Genomic DNA, 17,938 nt, shown 5'->3' with positions numbered 1-17,938 from the left:
GCTTATTTTTGTATATTATGAAGTCTAACCAAAAACTCAATCTTCAGGCTGTCGATAGAGTAAAAACCATTTCTCCAAAGGATTTTGTAGAGAAATACGTAAAGCCTCAAAAGCCTGTCGTAATAGAACAACTTACCCATGAGTGGCCGGCTTATAAGAAGTGGTCGCTGTCTTATCTTAAGGAAATAGCTGGTGAAATTGAAGTGCCTTTGTACGATAACAGACCAGTATCCGCAAAGGATAAATTCAATGAGCCTCATGCCAAAATGAAGCTGAAAGACTATGTAGATCTTTTAAAAAAAGGACCAACAGACTATCGGATATTTCTTTTCAATATGATGAAAGAAGTTCCTGAACTACAGGAGCATTTTAAGATGCCAAATCTTGGAGTCAATTTCCTGAAGAAACTGCCTTTTCTGTTTTTTGGTGCAGAAAACTCTTCAGTTTTCATGCATTATGATATTGATTTTGCCAACATTCTTCATATTCATTTTGAAGGAAAAAAGCGCTGCATTATTTACCCACCTTCAGAAACTAAATACCTTTATAAAGTACCAAATGCGCTCATAAGTCTAAACGAGATCGATTTCAATAATCCAGATTTAGAAAAATTCCCAGCCTTAAAATTGGCGAAGGGTTACGAAGCTTATCTGGAACACGGTGAAGCCCTATATATGCCAGAAGGTTATTGGCATAACATGACTTACCTTACTCCAGGATTTTCTATGAGCTTAAGAACTTTACCCAGAAGTGCTAAGAATTTAAGTAAAGCAGTTTACAACTTGACCATTATGAGAGGTTTTGAAAATATAATGCGAAAACTTAAAGGTGATCAATGGATAGAGCATAAAAATAAGGTGGCTTATACTCGACAAGAGAGAAGGATAGAGAAAGAATTACATGGGGAGTAAATCATTGATAACATCATAAATCAACTCAGTTTCGTAGCCTTTGTAAGCTAAATGCTGGTAAAGTTTTTGCCTTTTCTTGTAGTCGTTAGGATCTTTTAATGTCCTTAGTTTTTGCTCAGATAATTTCCTCAAAGTCTTGAGGTAATCATCTTCATCAATCTCAGATAAACCTGCTTTTAGGTTGTAGGCAGAAATATCTTTAGCTTTCAATTCTTTTGTAATTCTTAATCGGCCATATTTTTTTATTCTGAATTTGCCACGGGCATAACTTCTGGCAAAGCGTTCTTCATTAAGGAAATCTTCTTCAATGAGTTTGGTGATGATGTAGGCTTTAGCATCTTCATACATTTCAAGATCGTAGAGTTTTTGCTCCACCTCTTGGTGACAACGATCCTGGTAAACGCAGTAATTCATCACTTTGAGCAGGGCTTCATCTACTGTAAGGGATTTCTTGGGTTTGAAGTTTTCTTTTGGCATTTTAAAATAATGTGTTTGCAAAAGTACAAAAACAAAAAACCCCATATTCTCAATGGAATATGGGGTTTTAAAAATTATATCAACAACTTAAACTTTGATGACTGATCCGTCTTGGTCATAAAAATGATATTCAAGGTAATTGTAAGCATCTCGTGGTTGGATTTTCACCCATTTTTTGAAATCAAAAAACCACTTGCTTCTTGGAGAAGGAAACCCTTTCATAAGATAGGCTGCTATAAAAGGATGTGCTGTGAGCGTTATCTTTTTATTTCCTTTTTTCAAGATCTTTTGTAAATCTGCATTTATTTTGTTTACAATTACAATAGGAGCTTCAATCTCCCCGTCGATATTTGGATCTTTTTCACGAGTTTTTATGTTCATCTCTGGACGAACACGCTGCCTTGTGATTTGGATTAACCCAAATTTACTTGGAGGTAAGATTTTATGTTTTGCTCTATCATCGCTCATCTCATCTTTAAGATGTTCGTAAAGTTTTCTTCGGTTGTCTGGGTTGTTCATATCGATAAAATCTACGACTATGATTCCCCCCATGTCTCTTAATCTCAACTGACGCGCTATTTCTGTTGCGCTTATCATGTTGACTTCGAGTGCTGTATCTTCTTGATTTTTTGCCTTATTGCTTCTGTTTCCACTATTTACATCTATCACATGCATTGCTTCTGTGTGCTCTATAACTAGATAAGCTCCTTTTTTCATGGTTACGGTTTTACCAAAAGACGTCTTGATTTGTCTTTCTATGCCATACTTTTCGAATATGGGAACGTTAGAATTATAATGAGAAACAATAGATTCTCTGTCTGGAGATATTTTTCCGACATAATCTTTTATTTGTGTAAATGTAACATCATCATCTACACTTATAGATGTAAATGAGTCGTTGAACATGTCTCTTAATATTGATGAAGCTTTATTAAGCTCACCCAAAACTTTAGAGGGTTGATGTGCTTTACTTAGCTTTTTGCACATATTCTCCCATCGTTTCATCAAATTTTGAAGGTCTTGGTCAATTTCAGCGACTTTCTTGCCTTCTGCAACAGTTCTGATAATGACACTAAAACCTTTGGGTTTAATACTTTTTACTAATCGCTTGAGCCGATTTTTTTCTTCTTTGCTTTCAATTTTTTGCGAAACTGAAACTCTATCCGAAAAAGGGACCAAAACGATATAGCGCCCTGCAAGAGAAAGTTCACTGCTTAATCTCGGGCCTTTTGTAGAGATAGGTTCTTTTACTACTTGTACAAGAACAGATTGATTGGAGTGTAGCGTATCTGCTATGGATCCGTTTTTATCGATTTCTTCTTCAAAAGGAAAATCCCTCAAAGAGAAACTTTTCAATTGATTGGAGGTCGCTTTTTTTACAAACTTCAACATTGTTTTGACGTTTGGGCCTAGGTCATGATAGTGTAAAAAGCCATCTTTTTCATAGCCTACATTTACAAATGCAGCATTGAGACCTGGTAAAGCTTTTCTTATTTTTGCTAAGAAAATATCACCAACAGAGAAATCGAATCCTTCTGTTTCTTTATGGAGCTCTATAAGCCTTCCATCTTTTAATAAGGCAAAATCTACAGCGTCGGAACTAGAACGTACTATTAATTCCTTATTCACGCTTATTAGATTTTAGGAGTCTATAATAATTTACAGACTAAAATTATACATAAGTAATCCTAACAATTCTTTTCAGAAAAAGGATTACAATTAAAATAATATAGAAATTCAAGGAGTTGAACTTCGATGTCAAAGAACGTATCGAATAAGAAAAAGTAGTTGAAGAACTACTTTTTCTTGTGACGGTTAGCTCTACTTCTCTTTTTTCTTTTGTGAGTGGCTACCTTATGTCTTTTTCTTTTCTTACCGCTTGGCATAGGCCTTGTTTTTTTAGATTATTAAATTTATTTTATTTCAACGTTTTCTTTAACTCCATCTACAAATACTTTTGCAGGTTTAAATGCTGGAATATTGTGAGCTGGAATTTTAATCGTAGTATTCTTTGAGATATTTCTACCTGTCTTTTCTGCTCTGGTCTTTACGATAAAGCTTCCAAAACCTCTTAGATACACATTATCTCCACCTTCTAAAGAATTCTTTACCTCATCCATAAAGGTTTCTACAGTAGCTTGAACTTCATTTTTCTCTAAACCGAGTTTTTCCGAAATGTTAGCTACAATATCTGCTTTCGTCATAATTCAAAAATATTTATTCAGGATTAATCTTATATTTTTTTGAGTTTGCAAATATAAGTAATTTATCCGCAATATATAAATACAATGCTCTAAATAGTAGGCGGATATGAATTATACTTGCAAAAAACTTGAAATGAATTTCTCTAAACGTCTGCTAAATTGGTACAAGGTTGAACACAGGGATTTGCCATGGAGACATACCAAAAACCCTTATATTATTTGGTTAAGTGAAATTATATTACAGCAAACCCAAGTCAAGCAGGGTCTGCCATACTTCCAGAAATTTGTATCGAGATTTCCAACGGTTCATGATCTAGCAGATGCAAGTGAAGATGAGGTTTTAAAATTATGGCAGGGTTTGGGGTATTACTCAAGAGCGAGAAATCTTCATTTCACCGCTCAGTATGTTAGTAAAAACTTAAATGGAGATTTTCCTGATAATTTTAAGGAGCTTAAAACATTAAAAGGAATAGGTGATTATACAGCTGCCGCAATTGCATCATTTGCTTTTGAAGAACCTGTAGCAGTAGTTGATGGAAATGTGCAACGTGTCCTCTCTAGGTATTTAGGAATTTATACTCCAATCAATTCTACAGAGGGTGTAAAAGAATTTAAAACTAAAGCTCAAAAATTACTAGACTCTTCAAATCCTTCAATTTATAATCAGGCAATAATGGAGTTTGGAGCCTTACACTGTAAACCCAAATCTCCAAAATGTATGTTTTGTGTTTTTCAACACGACTGTACCGCTTTTCAGCAAGGTATTCAAGATGAATTACCAGTTAAGCTTAAGAAGACCAAAGTGAAAAAACGATATTTCAATTATTTGGTACTTTCAGATTCAGAAGGAAATACAATCGTAAAAAAAAGAAGGGGAGCAGGAATTTGGCAAGGCCTTTATGAATTTCCTCTTATCGAGTCCGAAAATCCACAAGAAATTCCTACTTCTGAAGAAATAAATGAGGCGACAGGAATGCCTCTTGCAAGGATTGAGAAAATAAAGATTTATAATGAGGAGCCCGTCATTCATCTTTTATCCCACAGAAAAATACTGTCGACTTTTATTGAAATTGAGATCAATGGGCAATTATCCGATTTGAAATTTTCAAATAAATTTGAAATTTGTAAAATAAAAAACTTGAGGCAACTTGCTGTGCCAGTGCTAATTCAAAATTTTATAGAATCTGAATTTCCTATTGCATAATTCTTTTTCTTACATTTACATAAATTTAAAATTATGGCAGGAACACTCAACAAAGTTATGCTTATTGGCCATACAGGCGATGAGGTGAAAATGCATTATTTTGAAGGCGGAAACTGTATTGGACGTTTTCCTCTGGCCACGAATGAAGAGTACATCAATAAAGCGACTAACGAAAAAGTAAGCAATACCGAATGGCATAACATTGTTGTGAGAAATAAGGCTGCTGAAATTTGTGAAAAATACCTCAAAAAAGGAGATAAAGTTTACATCGAAGGACGCATAAAAACTCGTAAATGGCAAGATGACAAAGGTATGGACAGGTATTCTACAGAAATACAATGTTTAGAATTTACCTTTTTGACACCAAAAGATGGTGCTAATTCTGAAAGCGCGGGAAACCCCCAAGCTTCTCAACCTAAGCCTAATCCGAAACCTTCACCAGCTCCTAAAGCAATGGAAGAGGAGGAAGACGATTTACCTTTTTAAAACAAAAATTCTTTAAATTTTGGAACCCGGTCCCTCGAGTTACATCTTATTTTCAGTAATTGAATTTACAGATGTATTCAAAATAATATTTTTCTTTATTCTGCTTGTATCTTCTGCACTTATTTCAGGTTCGGAAGTCGCACTTTTCTCCTTGAAGCCATCAGATTTTGATGTTAAAGAAGGAAATGTGTCGAAGCAAGAACAGATCATTATTAACTTATTAGATAAACCCAAGAAATTATTAGCTACGATTTTAATAGCTAACAATTTTATAAATATCGCTATTGTTCTACTTTACGCCTCAATTAGTGAGACTTTTTATGGAGATAGTAACACCTTGTTTTTTGGCATAAGTCTCAAGTTCCTTATTGATGTAGGTTTAGTTACCTTTCTCATCTTGATGTTTGGTGAAATATTGCCCAAAGTTTATGCCAACAGAAATAATGTAGTTTTTGCTCATTTCATGTCAGTGCCCTTGAGTATTCTAGATCGACTTCTTACACCACTAAGCGTCCCAATGCGTTCCGTAACCAATTTGATACAAAATAGATTTGGTAAACAAAAAACCAATCTGAGTGTTGATCAGTTATCTCAAGCTTTGGAACTCACAAGTGAAGATGATACTTCAAAAGATGAGAAGAAAATTCTTCAAGGGATTGTATCTTTTGGAAATACAGATACCAAACAGGTCATGCGTCCCAGGCTTGACATTTTTGCGCTTAATGTGGAGCAAACTTTTCATGAAGTGGTAGAAGAAATTATGGAAAATGGATATTCTAGAATTCCTGTTTATGAAGATAATGTAGATAATATCACAGGAATATTGTATATCAAAGATTTATTACCACATCTCCAAGAAAAGAATTTTGAATGGCAAAATCTAGTTAGAGAGCCTTACTTTGTTCCAGAAAACAAAAAATTAGATGATCTTCTTGCCGATTTCCAGGAACAAAAAAACCATTTAGCCATTGTAGTTGATGAGTACGGAGGAACAAGTGGTTTGATATCTTTGGAGGATATTATCGAGGAAATTGTAGGAGATATTAGCGATGAGTTTGATGATGAGGATGTGATTTATTCTAAAATTAATGAATCCACCTACGTGTTTGAAGGAAAAACACCACTTAAAGACTTCTATAAAATATTAAAGCTAGATGACCTTAAAAGTGAAGAATTTGAGTCCAATAAAGGGGAGGCTGAAACTCTTGCTGGTTTTGTACTTGAGTCTTCAAAGGGCTTTCCAAAGAAAGGGCAAATCATTGCTTTTAGTAATTTCGACTTTACCGTTGAAGCTTTGGATAGCAAACGAATAGTTCAGCTTAAAGTGAAGATCAATAAAGATAAAATTGCAGAAAATGCGTAGTTTTTTTCTAATTCTCTTTTCAGTTTTTATATCCTCTTGTAGCGATTCTACTCAGCCTAAACCATCTGGTTTTTTAGCCTTAGATTATGAAGATTCTAAATATAGCAGAGTGAATCTCGATTGTCCCTTTACTTTCGAAAAAAATGACTTCTCAAACCTGGAAAAAAACAATCCAAATCAACCCTGCTGGTTAAATCTTGATTATCCTAGGATGAATGCCAAAATCTATCTGACCTATTCTCCAGTTGAAAATAATTTAAGAGAATTGCTTATCGATGCCCAAAAACTACCTGAAAAGCACACTATAAAAGCGGATATGATAGAAGCTAGTGTTTATCAAAACGAAAAAAATCAGACCTTCGGTAATTTCTACGAGGTTGAAGGTGACGCCGCCTCGCAAGCTCAATTCTACATCACCGACAGTACGTCTCATTTTCTTACAGCCTCTTTATATTTTGAAGTAAAACCTAATTACGACTCTATTCTTCCTGCAGCTAGCTACCTGAAGAAAGACATGAGACACCTGATTGAAACACTGAAGTGGAAATGAGGACCTACATTAGCTAAAATAATTGTAATTACAATGCTCTGTCAATCAGCTTAATTTAGATTTATCCAAAAATATTTAAAAAATGAAAACATCAATACTATGCTTAGCCTTGAGTTTAATTGCTTTTGTAGGCTGTAAAAACTCAAACTCTAATGAAAAAGAAACTGAAAAAAAAGAAATAGCTCAAACTTCAGACCAGGCAATTACTGAATTTGATATTACTCCAATTTCCCATGCTACAGCAGTTTTCGTAATCGATTCAACTGTATTTTATATTGATCCTGTTGGAGGTGCTGAAGCTTTTGAAGGTCAGCCTTCACCAGATTTGATTTTGGTCACTGACATTCATGGGGATCACTTCAATCAGGAAACACTTGAAGCGGTTGCAACTTCGGAAACCAAAATCATTGTGCCACAGGCTGTAGCAGATCAAATTGAAGGAGAACTTCCTAAACAGTTAATTATATTAAATAATGATGAGGCAAAAAGCTTAAATGGCTTCAATATAGAAGGCATAGCTATGTATAATCAGGGCGATGAAGACAAAGTATATCATATCAAAGGTAGAGGCAACGGTTATGTCATTGAAAAAGGAGAGATGAGAATATATTTCTCTGGTGATACTGAAGGTGTACCTGAAATGAGAGCTTTGAAAAATATTGATAAAGCCTTTGTGTGTATGAATCTTCCTTACACTATGGATGTGGAAGCCGCTGCAAAAGCCGTGTTAGCTTTCCAGCCTACTGAAGTTTATCCTTACCACTACCGCGGACAAGGAGGTTTGTCTGATGTAGAAAAATTTAAATCTCTCGTAAATCAGGGCAATGAAAACATCCAGGTTAATCTTTTGAATTGGTACCCTTCGGTAGACTAGAACTCACGATCATATAAATTAATTTTCCAGGCTTTGATTCTCATCAAAGCCTGGAAAGTTTTAACCCGATTTTATTAAAAGTGTTAAAGAATAAAACTCACTTTTGCAAAAAAAAATGGTTTGAATGCAAATTCCTTAAAGTGGATTTTTCTTTTTTCTCTAGCACTATTGTGGGGAAGCTCTTTTATCCTCATTAAAAAAGGCTTAGTGGGTTTGTCCCCATTACAGCTCACCGCTTTACGAGTCTTGATTACAGGTGTTTTTTTAGGTATTATTGGCTTTAAGAAAATTAAGCAAATTCAAAAATGGCAATGGAAATGGATTGCTATTTCTGGCTTCATTGGCACCATGTTTCCCACCTTATTATTTTCTTATGCTGAAACTGAAATCGATAGCGCTATTGCTTCTATTCTGAATTCAACAGTGCCCTTGCTGGCACTAGTGACCGGAATTCTATTTTTTAGCAATCAGTTTATCAAAAAGCAATTTATTGGAGTAGTTATTGGCTTAGCGGGTTCTGTGCTTTTGATTTTAGCAGGAGCTTCACTTAATCCCAATCAGAACTATTGGTTTGCTGTTTTACCAGTAATAGCTTCTCTTATGTATGCTTTCAATGCTAATATTTTAAAATCCTACTTAGAAAAAATTTCAGCACTCGGTATCGCTACAGGTTCTTTTCTGATTTTAATTCCGTTTGCCCTTGGGATATTAGCTTTTACGGGATTTTTTAATGTAGAGTTTCTAGCCCAGGAAGACGTACAAACCTCTTTACTTTATGTGACCGTTTTAGCGCTTTTCGGAACGGCGCTTGCCAAAATTATATTCAATCGGCTTATTCAATTATCCAATGCTGTATTTTCCACATCTGTGACTTATCTTATTCCGGTAGTAGCTTTATTTTGGGGATATTTGGACGGAGAACAATTCAACCTTTTTCAGCTTGCCGCTGGTGGCGTGATTCTACTTGGTGTTTATATTTCTAACCGGAAGAAGAAAGCTAAGAAGACGAAAGTTTTTGATAAGACTTAAAACCATTTTTTTTTGATAATCAATATGTAGAATTCAGTACATTTTATCTGCTTGAATAGGCACATTGATTTTGATATAACTATTTTTTGGCTAAAATTTTGAAGCAAATACCACTTTTCCCTTTGGTTGATGATATCCTTTTTATTTCAAAAATGGAATCCTGGGCACATATTTATTTCTCTTTCCTTTTTGACTTTTACGGACATTTATAATAATCAAAACTAGATTATACAGGTAAAGTATTTTTAAAACTATGCCTACTAAAGAAAAATCTACCAGTAAGACCGGTAAAGAGCTTAGGGCTTTAAAATTTAATGGAACATAGGATCCTCCCGATGCTATTATTACAACAATAAATAAAGTTAGGGTCCAGGTGATTTGAAAGCTGATTAATTTCTTACCTGTACCCTCTACCCATTTTATTTTTTCTCTTTTTAGAATCCACATCACCGTAGGTATGATGATTCCCAGAAAGGGCTGAATAAAAACGCTAAGCGCACTTAAATTCATAAGAGTTAAATACCCTTTATCTTCAGCCTCTGTCCATTCCAGCACATCATCTGGTGTTACACCGAGCGCCTGGGTTAATTTTATTAAAGTATCACCCCTGGGAATGGATTCTCCTTTTTCGATTCTTTGAATTGTTCTTAAACTCAACCTTGATTCTTCTGATAATTGCTCTTGTGAAAATCCTTTTCGGGTTCTTAGATCTTTAATCTTGTTTGCTAAGTTTTGATTGTTCATGTTTCTTTATTTAATTGTTCTTAGCAAATTTATCAGTTAGTCTAATTAAGCCTTGCGTCAATAGGGTGACAATCTTATGACACTTTTGTCTTAGTATAGCAAAAGGGCTTATTTAAGAGCTTGCCTTTGATTTTGTGGCGGAAAACTTCAGGGATTTTTTCTCTCATATTTTCAACATATGCCTTCTGCGAAGTTGGATATAGCTATGCTCCTGAATTTCGTAATTGTGTTATGTCACCTTTATAAACTTCGTTTAAATATTCGTTATAGGGATCATTTCTTTTATAACTAAAATAGTTTTCAGCTTTGTCTAAATGAAGTTCACTTTTGGTCAAGTCTCCATTTTCTAAATAAATTTTAGCTAATCCTAGATGCGCTTCTACGGTATATTTTGATTGGTTTAATGCTTTTTCAAATTCTATTTTTGCTTTGTTGTAATTCCCTAATTTATATTCTGAAAGTCCGGTGTAAACAAAAGTCTGAATATCAACCCAGTCTTCTCCATGATTCTCTATACTTCTTTCGAAGCATGTCATCGCTTCATCATATTTCTGTAATCCGTAATATGCTTCTCCTCTTAAGAAGTCAATATCTTCACCCCAAGGTGTATCTATAAAACTTGGAGTTAATGAATCCAAACGATTAAAATCCTTCAAAGCGCCATTAAAATCTCTTAGGAATCGAAGTTTCATATAGCCCCTGTAACCTAAATGCATTATAGGATCTAGCTCTACAGCTTTGTCGAGAAGTTGGAAACCTTGCTTATAATAGCCCCGTTTGTTAAAGGGAACTGATTGCTCAAAATAAATTTGATGATTAGACGGGTCCTGATATTTAAGAATTTCGAACATGGATTGAGAAAGATAAACTCCCTGAAAATGTGACGCAAAATCATATCTCTTATCTTTTGCTGAAAAAACCAATAGATAGATGACTGTAAGAGAAAATAAAGTTAGTAAGGATGCTAAAATTAACTTGAGTATTTTGAAAAACTTTTTCATTGGCTAGAAAATATCTATGATCTGATGATTTCTTATTTTAAAGTTCAATACATAATAACTATCGTAGGAACTATATTCATTTTCTGCGGGGTTCCAGTCTTCTAAACTAAGCATAGCCTTTTCTATACTTTTAAGTTTTTCTAAATTGGTTTCAACCTCTTCTAAATTTAAATCAGTTGACAGAGATCTGAATCTGCCTATTTCTCCTTTACAATTCACAATAAATCGGAACGTTATAAGTCCTGAACTTTCAAATTTCAGGTTTTGTAAGTCACTAAGAAGTTTACTTTTGATCGCTTTTTTTCCTCCTTCGTAGTTGGTATTCATTCCATAATAATTTGAAATTATATCTTCATTACAAACTTTGAAATCAGGATCAACCTCGCTATTGGCGCTTAATTCTCCTATAGTATGCGACATTTGGTAAACAACCCAGCATGTCATTATAAAAGCTATGACAGCGCTAGTTAATAGGAAAATATTTGTTTTATTTTTCAAATGATAAGTTTTCGCTTTTAGTCATAGTTGGGTAAATCAGTTATGGTAAGTAGCAGGAGTAAGGATGCGGATTTGTCTTTTTAAGCTTTTATTTTCTGGTTTATAAAATTACACTTTTTCGATAAACCCTTATTTCAGATGAAACGATGTTAACTTTAGTTTCTCTAATTCAAATTATTTATTTCACTATGTAAGAGTATTAAATGATTAATAGACATATCAATTAATGGTTCGAACATAAATGCATTAAAATGAATATTTTCAGGAGTCATCAGGTTAACCTTATCTAAGGTTCTAATTGAAGGGCTATTGGGATTTTTTTTACAATATTTTCCATACAAAAATTGAGTCTGATTTTTTTTGATTTCATTTAAATCAACTTCTGGTAAGTTATCGATTAGATATTTTTCTGCTTCTAGTCTAATTGCAATTGCTAAACAAATTTTATTTTCAAGAGCAATTTCATCAACATCTTCTTTTGTAATTGAATTTGCGGTATTGATAATAAAATCGATTAGATTTTCATCCCTAAAATCTATTTTTTTATCATGCAGTTTTGCTAATCTATTTTTAAAAATATCGAAGATTTGTCCCACATCTAAATTATCTGATCCTTTCTTTCTATGAAGACAACCTGTAAGAGTCAAATATTCTTCATTCTTCTTAGATTCACTGTATTCAATTAGATTTCTAACGAAAGGTATCAATCCAATAAAAAACTTTGGTTTCCGGTAATTTTTAATGAAGAGATCAAAAATATCATTCACATATTGCCCTTCATGAAGTGTAACTTCATTCATCAGATTTTTAGTGGTCATGAGAACTTCACTTTTGTCTCTGTTCAAGTGTAATCTAGAAGCAACCGTACGATAAAAATCAAAATTATGAGTTAAAATAATTGTCTTAAAAAGTCCTTGTTCATGTATTTCTCTTATATATTCAATTATTGCAAATTTATTTTTGTAATCGAAAGAGTCTGCAACATCATCAAAAATCAACAAGTTTTTATTAGTGTTTAATTTTCTAGCTTCAATCTCAAATAAAAAATGAAGTAAAAAATATGCTCTTTGCTCACCTTTACTTAATATTGTAAGTAAACTTTCTCGATTTTGTTCAATAGCATCTTCTCCTCTGTCCGAGTAATCAAAATTTAAATTAGCAGTTTCTTCTTTTAATATTATATCTTCTTGATTTTTAATTTTGACCTTAAATGGAACGTGGAATCTAGAATTAAAAGTTTTAATAATCTTTGTCCAGAGTTCAAACTCTTTTTTTGAATCATTAACAATTTCTTCTAATCTATTTTTTTTGCCTTCATATTGAACTATTAATTCTTCTGCATCTTCTTTAATTTCGGAAAAGTAATTAATCCACATTTCTTGTTTAAACTTTTCGTATTGCTTCAAATTAACAAGAATTAGATTGTTTTTTTCGATTACTTTTTTAAAGGATCTTAGCTCAGCATTAGACCCAATCGCTTTATCTACTTTTTCGAAAGATTTTTTAAGTTTTTCATCATCTAAAATTTGCTGAACTTCTTCTTCAACTAAGTTTTTCAAATTTTCAGCATTTTTAATTTCAGTACCGTCTTCTAAGATAAATTTATGACCTGCATCAAAAAAAGAATTATCTTCAATTGATTTTATAATAATATTTGCTTGGTAGGTGCCAAATGTGTTATTTACAGATTCTTTAAAAAACTTGGACTTCGATATGATACTTTTGTAATCACTAACGTACTGATCTAGAATAACTTCATTTTTATCAAGAAATTTTTTTACGTTACCTTTTTTATCAAAAACGTCGTTATATCTAAACTCATATTTTTCAAACTCAATTTTGAGGTTTCCAATTTGATTATTTAATACTTCAAAAAAATTATAATTTTCATTCTCTGAAAACGTATTAATAAACTCAGATTCACAATCTGTACTTTGGGAGATTACTTTTAGTTTTTTGATGAACTCAACCTTAGAATCATTTAATTCCTTATATATCTTATCATATTCTTCCTTTAAATCTTTACTTGCTAAGAAACTGCTTATTTTATTTGATGCATCAAAGCTATCGTCCTCAGCATTTATAACTAGTATATCGCTTGGTTTTACTTCAGATTCATCATTTAAAATTTCATATCTAGAAACTCTCGATTTATAGATTCTATCACATGGCTTCTTTTTGGGATCATCTTTTGAAATAAGCTCAAAGGTTTTTGCAAAAGATGTTTTCATTGTGCCATTCGGAGCATAAATCAAATATGTATTACTTTCTTCAAATTCAAATTGATGATTTAATTTTCCTATTCCAAAGCAATTTTCAAAGTTAATTTTAAGTTGTTTCATTCAAGTATTTTTGTCGGAAATTACCGTTAACACGTTATACCTCCCTAAAATACAATTTTATTTAAAACAGTTACGAATTATAGGAGCTTTGCTAGTTTTAGTCATTTAAGAGAAAGGGTTTAAATTAGTCACTTCACCTTCAGTAGACCTTCCTCATCAAACTGGAGGTTGAGGCTAACTATAATGCACTAAGAAATGTATTGTAGAAACTTCAATGCATCTTAAAACAAAATCCCCCTAAACCTTCAAAAGCTTTAGGGGGGACTTATAAGTAAACTGATAAAGAATTTTTATTTAAACTTCAGGACCGGTGAGCGGCCTTTTTTGAATTTCTTATTACCAGCGGGTCTACCGGATCTTAAGCGTTTTTGTTCTTCGTAAGGCAATTGGATGATGTCTTTGCAGTCGGTTGAGCAGCAGCCTTGCATTTCCTGGGCGCAGTCCTCGCATTGAATAAACAACAAATGGCAGCCGTCGTTGGCACAGTTCACGTGCGTATCGCAGGCTTTTCCACACTGGTGGCATTTGGCAATGACATCGTCGGAAATCTTCTCGCTACGGCGATCGTCAAACACGAAGTTTTTGCCAAAGAACTTGTTTTCCAGATTCTTATCTTTTACCTGTCTGGCGTACTCGATGATGCCGCCCTCGAGCTGATAGACTTTTTTGAAGCCCTTGTGTTTATAGTAGGCACTGGCTTTTTCGCAGCGAATGCCGCCGGTGCAATACATCACCAGGTTTTTGTCTTTTTTGTGGTCTTTGAGGTCAGCTTCGATGATGTCCAGCGACTGGCGAAAGGTGTCCACATCGGGAGTGACGGCATTTTTGAAATGACCGATCTCGCTTTCGTAATGGTTACGCATATCGACTAGAACCGTGTTGGGATCTTCGATAAGCTCATTAAATTTCATCGCATCGACATGCACGCCTTTGTTAGTGACATCAAAAGTGGAATCATTAAGACCATCGTGAACGATTTTGGGTCTGACTTTTATCTTTAGCTTTAAAAAAGCTTTGTTGTAGTGTTCAATGGCAATGTTTAGTCGAACATCCTTCAAGAAGTCAATACTGTCTAAGAATACTTTAAACTCCTCAAATTTTTTGGCAGGAACAGAAAGCTGAGCATTGATGCCTTCGTAGGCAACATTAATTCGACCCAGGACATCTAGTTTATTCCAGTTGACAAATAGAAAATCTCTAAACTCTTTAGGATTCTTGAGTTGGTGATACTTGTAAAAAGAAAGGGTAAGACGTTCTTCACCAGCTTGTTCTATAAGCTGTTCCCTTTCTTTTGAACTTAGTTTATTGTACAGTTGCATGCTATACTAATATTAAGGTTAAAAGAAATGATTTAAAAATACAAAGGTATGATTTTTAGGATTTATGATATCCGATTTCTGATTAACGATTGTCGATTTCTGATTTATGAATGATGATTTGAAACTAAGAATCTTGTTATGAGGTAGATTATTGCTTGGTGTTGACACCCTTTGCCTTCGGCATTTCCCTCGAGGGAAAAAGTTACAATGATACTTAAGGTTTATTATTTCTAGTGTGTTTTTCTTCCCTTGAGGGAAGATTAAGATGGGTGTTTTTTGATGTGGTAGCTTTTAATTTTGTGATCAGTTAGATTTTCTTGCTGGTTAACACCCTTTGCCTAACGGCATTTCCCTCGAGGGAAAGGACCACACTTGATTACATAAACATTTTTTTTTTGAATTAAACCTCTTCCTTTGAGGGAAGACCGAGATTGGTGTTCAACGCGTGATAGAAAAAGATAAATAACCTTAATGCTTCGAAAAAACAACCTTAGCCTCCGGCATTTCCCTCAAGGGAAACTTTAAATTAGAATTTCTTTTATTCATTTTGAGTTAAGTTCTCTTCTCTTGAAGGAAGATTATGATGGGTGTTTTGAAAGAAATATTTAAGTGTTCAACTCATCAATCAACTTTTTTAGATGCTGAATGACCTCGGGTAAATTACTGAGAATTTGGTCATTTTTATACCGAACAAATCGAACGCCTAGCTTTTCAATTCTGGCTTGCCTTAAGCCATCTTCTAAAGCTCTATTATTATGACTGCTCCCATCAATTTCTATGGCAAGGCCAATCTCTTTAATATAGAAATCAACAACATAATCTAAAATTGGCATTTGTCTCCTTACCACAACACCGAGTTTAGAACCTTTCGCTGCACTCCATAGCACCTTCTCCGCTGGAGTCATATTTTTCCTCAATTCTTTGGCAAGTTCTCTAGAAGCTTTAGTGTACGGTAAGATGTTATGATTTCTCATGGTTATCAAGGCTTACATTTTAAAGATAATTCTTTTTTGAAACACCTTTTTCTTTAAGCAATTCCTTGAAGGAAAAAAGTCAAAATTAAATTTCAGGCCTTTTATTTAGAGTCAGAGTTTCTTCCCTTGAGGGAAGATTAAGATGGGTGTACAACGCGTGATAGAAAAAGCTTAATAACTCTAATGCTTCGAAAAGCACCCTTTGCCTTCGGCATTGCGCATCTATACCTCTATGATAAGATAAGAATCAACCGGTCTTAAATGAGGCTAGTTAAAACTAGTATGTTTTAGTTTTAGCCCCTCGACCTTACTAAGGATAAACTTAAAAGGAGAACCAGCTTAATTATTATAAGTCGAAGCTTTTAAATAGATACCTATCCTCTCGAAGACTTAAATAGCCAAGTATAACTCTATTGTTAAAATATGTAATACTTTCAACCTTTATATTCCTTTCGTTCACTTCCTTATAGTCATCAATTCTATCAAAAACATTTTTTTCAATCTCACCTTCACTATGATTAAACTCTTTATCAAACAAGCATTCAATTCGAGTTGATCCTGTGTTTGAGTAGAGACCATAAGCATAGAATGTAGGATTAAAACTTACAGTCATTGCTCCAAATGTACCCATAGGTACTGCTCCAAACCCTGGCATCATCATACCTCCACCAGAGGTTTGTTTTCTTATTCCTCCAATGGTTATATGGTATTTATCCTTATTTCTGTTTATTGAAATTCCGTTGTCTTGACTGGACATTTTTCTAAGAAGTTTTGAAGTTTTTTCCATTTTTCTGGTACTACCAAAGCTATACATAGAACCCTCTTGCAGAATTTGAGAGTTTTTGAACTCAATTTCCTCTTTTTTACCTACTCTTAATGTTTTAATAAGATCTTCAGGTTGTTCAATGGATTTAATGTCAACTATCAATTCCTTATTATTTGACATGACCTGTGCAATTTTGTCCTCAAATAAAAATGAATTGGATTTTCCTCCCCATTCATTTTTTAACCTAGATTTTTTAATGATTCTAACTTTTGGTTCAAATTCTGGATAATCGAAATTGAGAAGTATCGTATGTTCTAAATCACCATCTAATGTCCATACAAATCCATTTTCATATTCATACATTTTATTTGGATTGGCCGTGATTTCAATATTATTTGGTATTTTATTGTTAACTTTTACCAAATCTATATTCGAAGTGAAACCCTTTGCTTCAATAATATAAGAGCTTAAATAATTATCTTTTATTCCACTCATTCTTAATTGTTTGGTCAAAAAGATTTCTTTTACTGAAGACTTACCATCAATTTTATACTCCCATTTTTTTAAACTGTTATTATTACTGATATCTATAGTATAAATAATACAGCGGTCTGAAGTACAGTAGCTTTCTACAAATCTGTCTGTTCTTTTTTCTATATCGTATTCTGCTTCCTTTGTTTTTCCTGTTGTGAAATCGTATTGTATATAAGCAAACTTATTTCCTTTATCATTTTTTTGAATGAGTAACAACTTATTATTCTTAATAATGTGTCCAATAATTTCTTTGTACTTCCTCTTTAAGCCTTCAGAAGTAATTCGATTCACAAGTGTTCCTATACTATCAAATTTAAATCCGTGGGTTACTTTATCTTCTTCAAGTATGGCATAATAGGAATTGGTTTTTGAATCTTCAATAAGATAAGCGTCTTGAATCTTCCATCTTGACTGGATATCACTCGCATTAATTTCCAGGAAAGGATATTGACCAAAACAGGTATTCACAAATAATAACAGTAGAATAAAGTTAGCTTTCATTTAATTAAATTTAGTGTCAACGTTTTAAGAACTACCTCGAAATACAACAAGGAATTCCAGTGCTAAAAATATATTTTACAACTTAAACACCACAATATTTCTAAAAGTATTTGTGAAAGTTTTTTAGTATTTGACATAACCCACTAGAATCGCCAATAATA

At 33.4% G+C, this 17,938-nt stretch carries 17 protein-coding genes; 7 read left to right on the top strand and 10 right to left on the bottom strand.

The features are described 5' to 3' along the window. Positions 1 to 17: 17 nt before the first annotated feature. Positions 18 to 911: a cupin-like domain-containing protein gene (locus ACFQ0R_RS04245; protein WP_379657134.1), complete on the top strand. Its 894-nt coding sequence runs from the start codon at positions 18 to 20 to the stop codon at positions 909 to 911. Here the strand turns inward: ACFQ0R_RS04245 and ACFQ0R_RS04240 are convergent. The 3 genes from ACFQ0R_RS04240 to ACFQ0R_RS04230 form a co-directional block, all read right to left on the bottom strand. Beyond that, the gene (locus ACFQ0R_RS04240; RefSeq protein WP_379657133.1) at positions 897 to 1,388 is read right to left on the bottom strand and encodes a regulatory protein RecX; all 492 of its coding nucleotides are present in this window, start codon (positions 1,386 to 1,388) and stop codon (positions 897 to 899) included. The genes ACFQ0R_RS04245 and ACFQ0R_RS04240 overlap by 15 nt on opposite strands. Before the next feature lie 87 nt (positions 1,389 to 1,475). Next, entirely contained in the window at positions 1,476 to 3,017 is a 1,542-nt protein-coding gene (locus ACFQ0R_RS04235; RefSeq protein ID WP_379657132.1) for an Rne/Rng family ribonuclease, read from the bottom strand. 284 nt (positions 3,018 to 3,301) lie between these two features. Next, a complete protein-coding gene (locus tag ACFQ0R_RS04230; protein WP_379657131.1) occupies positions 3,302 to 3,592 on the bottom strand; it encodes an HU family DNA-binding protein in 291 nt (96 codons plus the stop codon). Positions 3,593 to 3,725: 133 nt separating this feature from the next. On the opposite strand from ACFQ0R_RS04230, the gene mutY reads away from it, so the two are divergent. From mutY to ACFQ0R_RS04200, 6 genes are all read left to right on the top strand, one after another. Then, positions 3,726 to 4,796 (top strand): A/G-specific adenine glycosylase, encoded by a 1,071-nt coding sequence (gene mutY / locus ACFQ0R_RS04225; protein ID WP_379657130.1) that lies wholly within the window; start codon positions 3,726 to 3,728, stop codon positions 4,794 to 4,796. A 33-nt stretch (positions 4,797 to 4,829) separates the two neighbouring features. Further along, positions 4,830 to 5,282 (top strand): single-stranded DNA-binding protein, encoded by a 453-nt coding sequence (locus ACFQ0R_RS04220; protein WP_379657129.1) that lies wholly within the window; start codon positions 4,830 to 4,832, stop codon positions 5,280 to 5,282. A gap of 19 nt (positions 5,283 to 5,301) precedes the next feature. Beyond that, on the top strand, positions 5,302 to 6,645 hold the full coding sequence (locus ACFQ0R_RS04215) for a gliding motility-associated protein GldE (protein WP_379657128.1): 1,344 nt from the start codon (positions 5,302 to 5,304) through the stop codon (positions 6,643 to 6,645). Beyond that, positions 6,638 to 7,195: a gliding motility lipoprotein GldD gene (gene gldD, locus ACFQ0R_RS04210; protein ID WP_379657127.1), complete on the top strand. Its 558-nt coding sequence runs from the start codon at positions 6,638 to 6,640 to the stop codon at positions 7,193 to 7,195. Before ACFQ0R_RS04215 ends, gldD begins: the two co-directional genes overlap by 8 nt. An 82-nt stretch (positions 7,196 to 7,277) precedes the next feature. Further along, positions 7,278 to 8,069, top strand: coding sequence for an MBL fold metallo-hydrolase (locus ACFQ0R_RS04205; protein WP_379657126.1), 792 nt, complete (start codon positions 7,278 to 7,280; stop codon positions 8,067 to 8,069). A gap of 120 nt (positions 8,070 to 8,189) precedes the next feature. Then, positions 8,190 to 9,098, top strand: a complete 909-nt coding sequence (locus tag ACFQ0R_RS04200) for a DMT family transporter (protein ID WP_379657125.1) — start codon at positions 8,190 to 8,192, stop codon at positions 9,096 to 9,098. Positions 9,099 to 9,239: 141 nt separating this feature from the next. Here ACFQ0R_RS04200 and ACFQ0R_RS04195 read toward each other — a convergent pair whose 3' ends face one another. The 7 genes from ACFQ0R_RS04195 to ACFQ0R_RS04165 form a co-directional block, all read right to left on the bottom strand. After that, a complete protein-coding gene (locus ACFQ0R_RS04195) occupies positions 9,240 to 9,842 on the bottom strand; it encodes a DUF4870 domain-containing protein (protein WP_379657124.1) in 603 nt (200 codons plus the stop codon). Between the two features lie 203 nt (positions 9,843 to 10,045). Next, positions 10,046 to 10,843 (bottom strand): tetratricopeptide repeat protein, encoded by a 798-nt coding sequence (locus tag ACFQ0R_RS04190; protein ID WP_379657123.1) that lies wholly within the window; start codon positions 10,841 to 10,843, stop codon positions 10,046 to 10,048. A gap of 3 nt (positions 10,844 to 10,846) precedes the next feature. Then, complete coding sequence (locus tag ACFQ0R_RS04185; protein WP_379657122.1) at positions 10,847 to 11,341, bottom strand: hypothetical protein; 495 nt, start codon at positions 11,339 to 11,341, stop codon at positions 10,847 to 10,849. Positions 11,342 to 11,505: 164 nt separating this feature from the next. Then, positions 11,506 to 13,683, bottom strand: a complete 2,178-nt coding sequence (locus tag ACFQ0R_RS04180; RefSeq protein WP_379657121.1) for a hypothetical protein — start codon at positions 13,681 to 13,683, stop codon at positions 11,506 to 11,508. A 290-nt stretch (positions 13,684 to 13,973) separates the two neighbouring features. Next, the gene (gene trhO, locus ACFQ0R_RS04175) at positions 13,974 to 15,002 is read right to left on the bottom strand and encodes an oxygen-dependent tRNA uridine(34) hydroxylase TrhO (RefSeq protein WP_379657120.1); all 1,029 of its coding nucleotides are present in this window, start codon (positions 15,000 to 15,002) and stop codon (positions 13,974 to 13,976) included. 605 nt (positions 15,003 to 15,607) lie between these two features. Beyond that, complete coding sequence (locus ACFQ0R_RS04170; RefSeq protein ID WP_379657119.1) at positions 15,608 to 15,976, bottom strand: endonuclease domain-containing protein; 369 nt, start codon at positions 15,974 to 15,976, stop codon at positions 15,608 to 15,610. 346 nt (positions 15,977 to 16,322) lie between these two features. Next, complete coding sequence (locus ACFQ0R_RS04165) at positions 16,323 to 17,777, bottom strand: hypothetical protein (protein ID WP_379657118.1); 1,455 nt, start codon at positions 17,775 to 17,777, stop codon at positions 16,323 to 16,325. Between the last annotated feature and the right edge of the window lie 161 nt (positions 17,778 to 17,938).

Source organism: Psychroflexus salinarum (genome assembly GCF_042677225.1).
GTDB classification, from domain to species: Bacteria; Bacteroidota; Bacteroidia; order Flavobacteriales; family Flavobacteriaceae; genus Psychroflexus; species Psychroflexus salinarum.
Note: the sequence above shows the minus strand (reverse complement) of the source record. Positions and strands in the feature narration are given on the sequence as shown.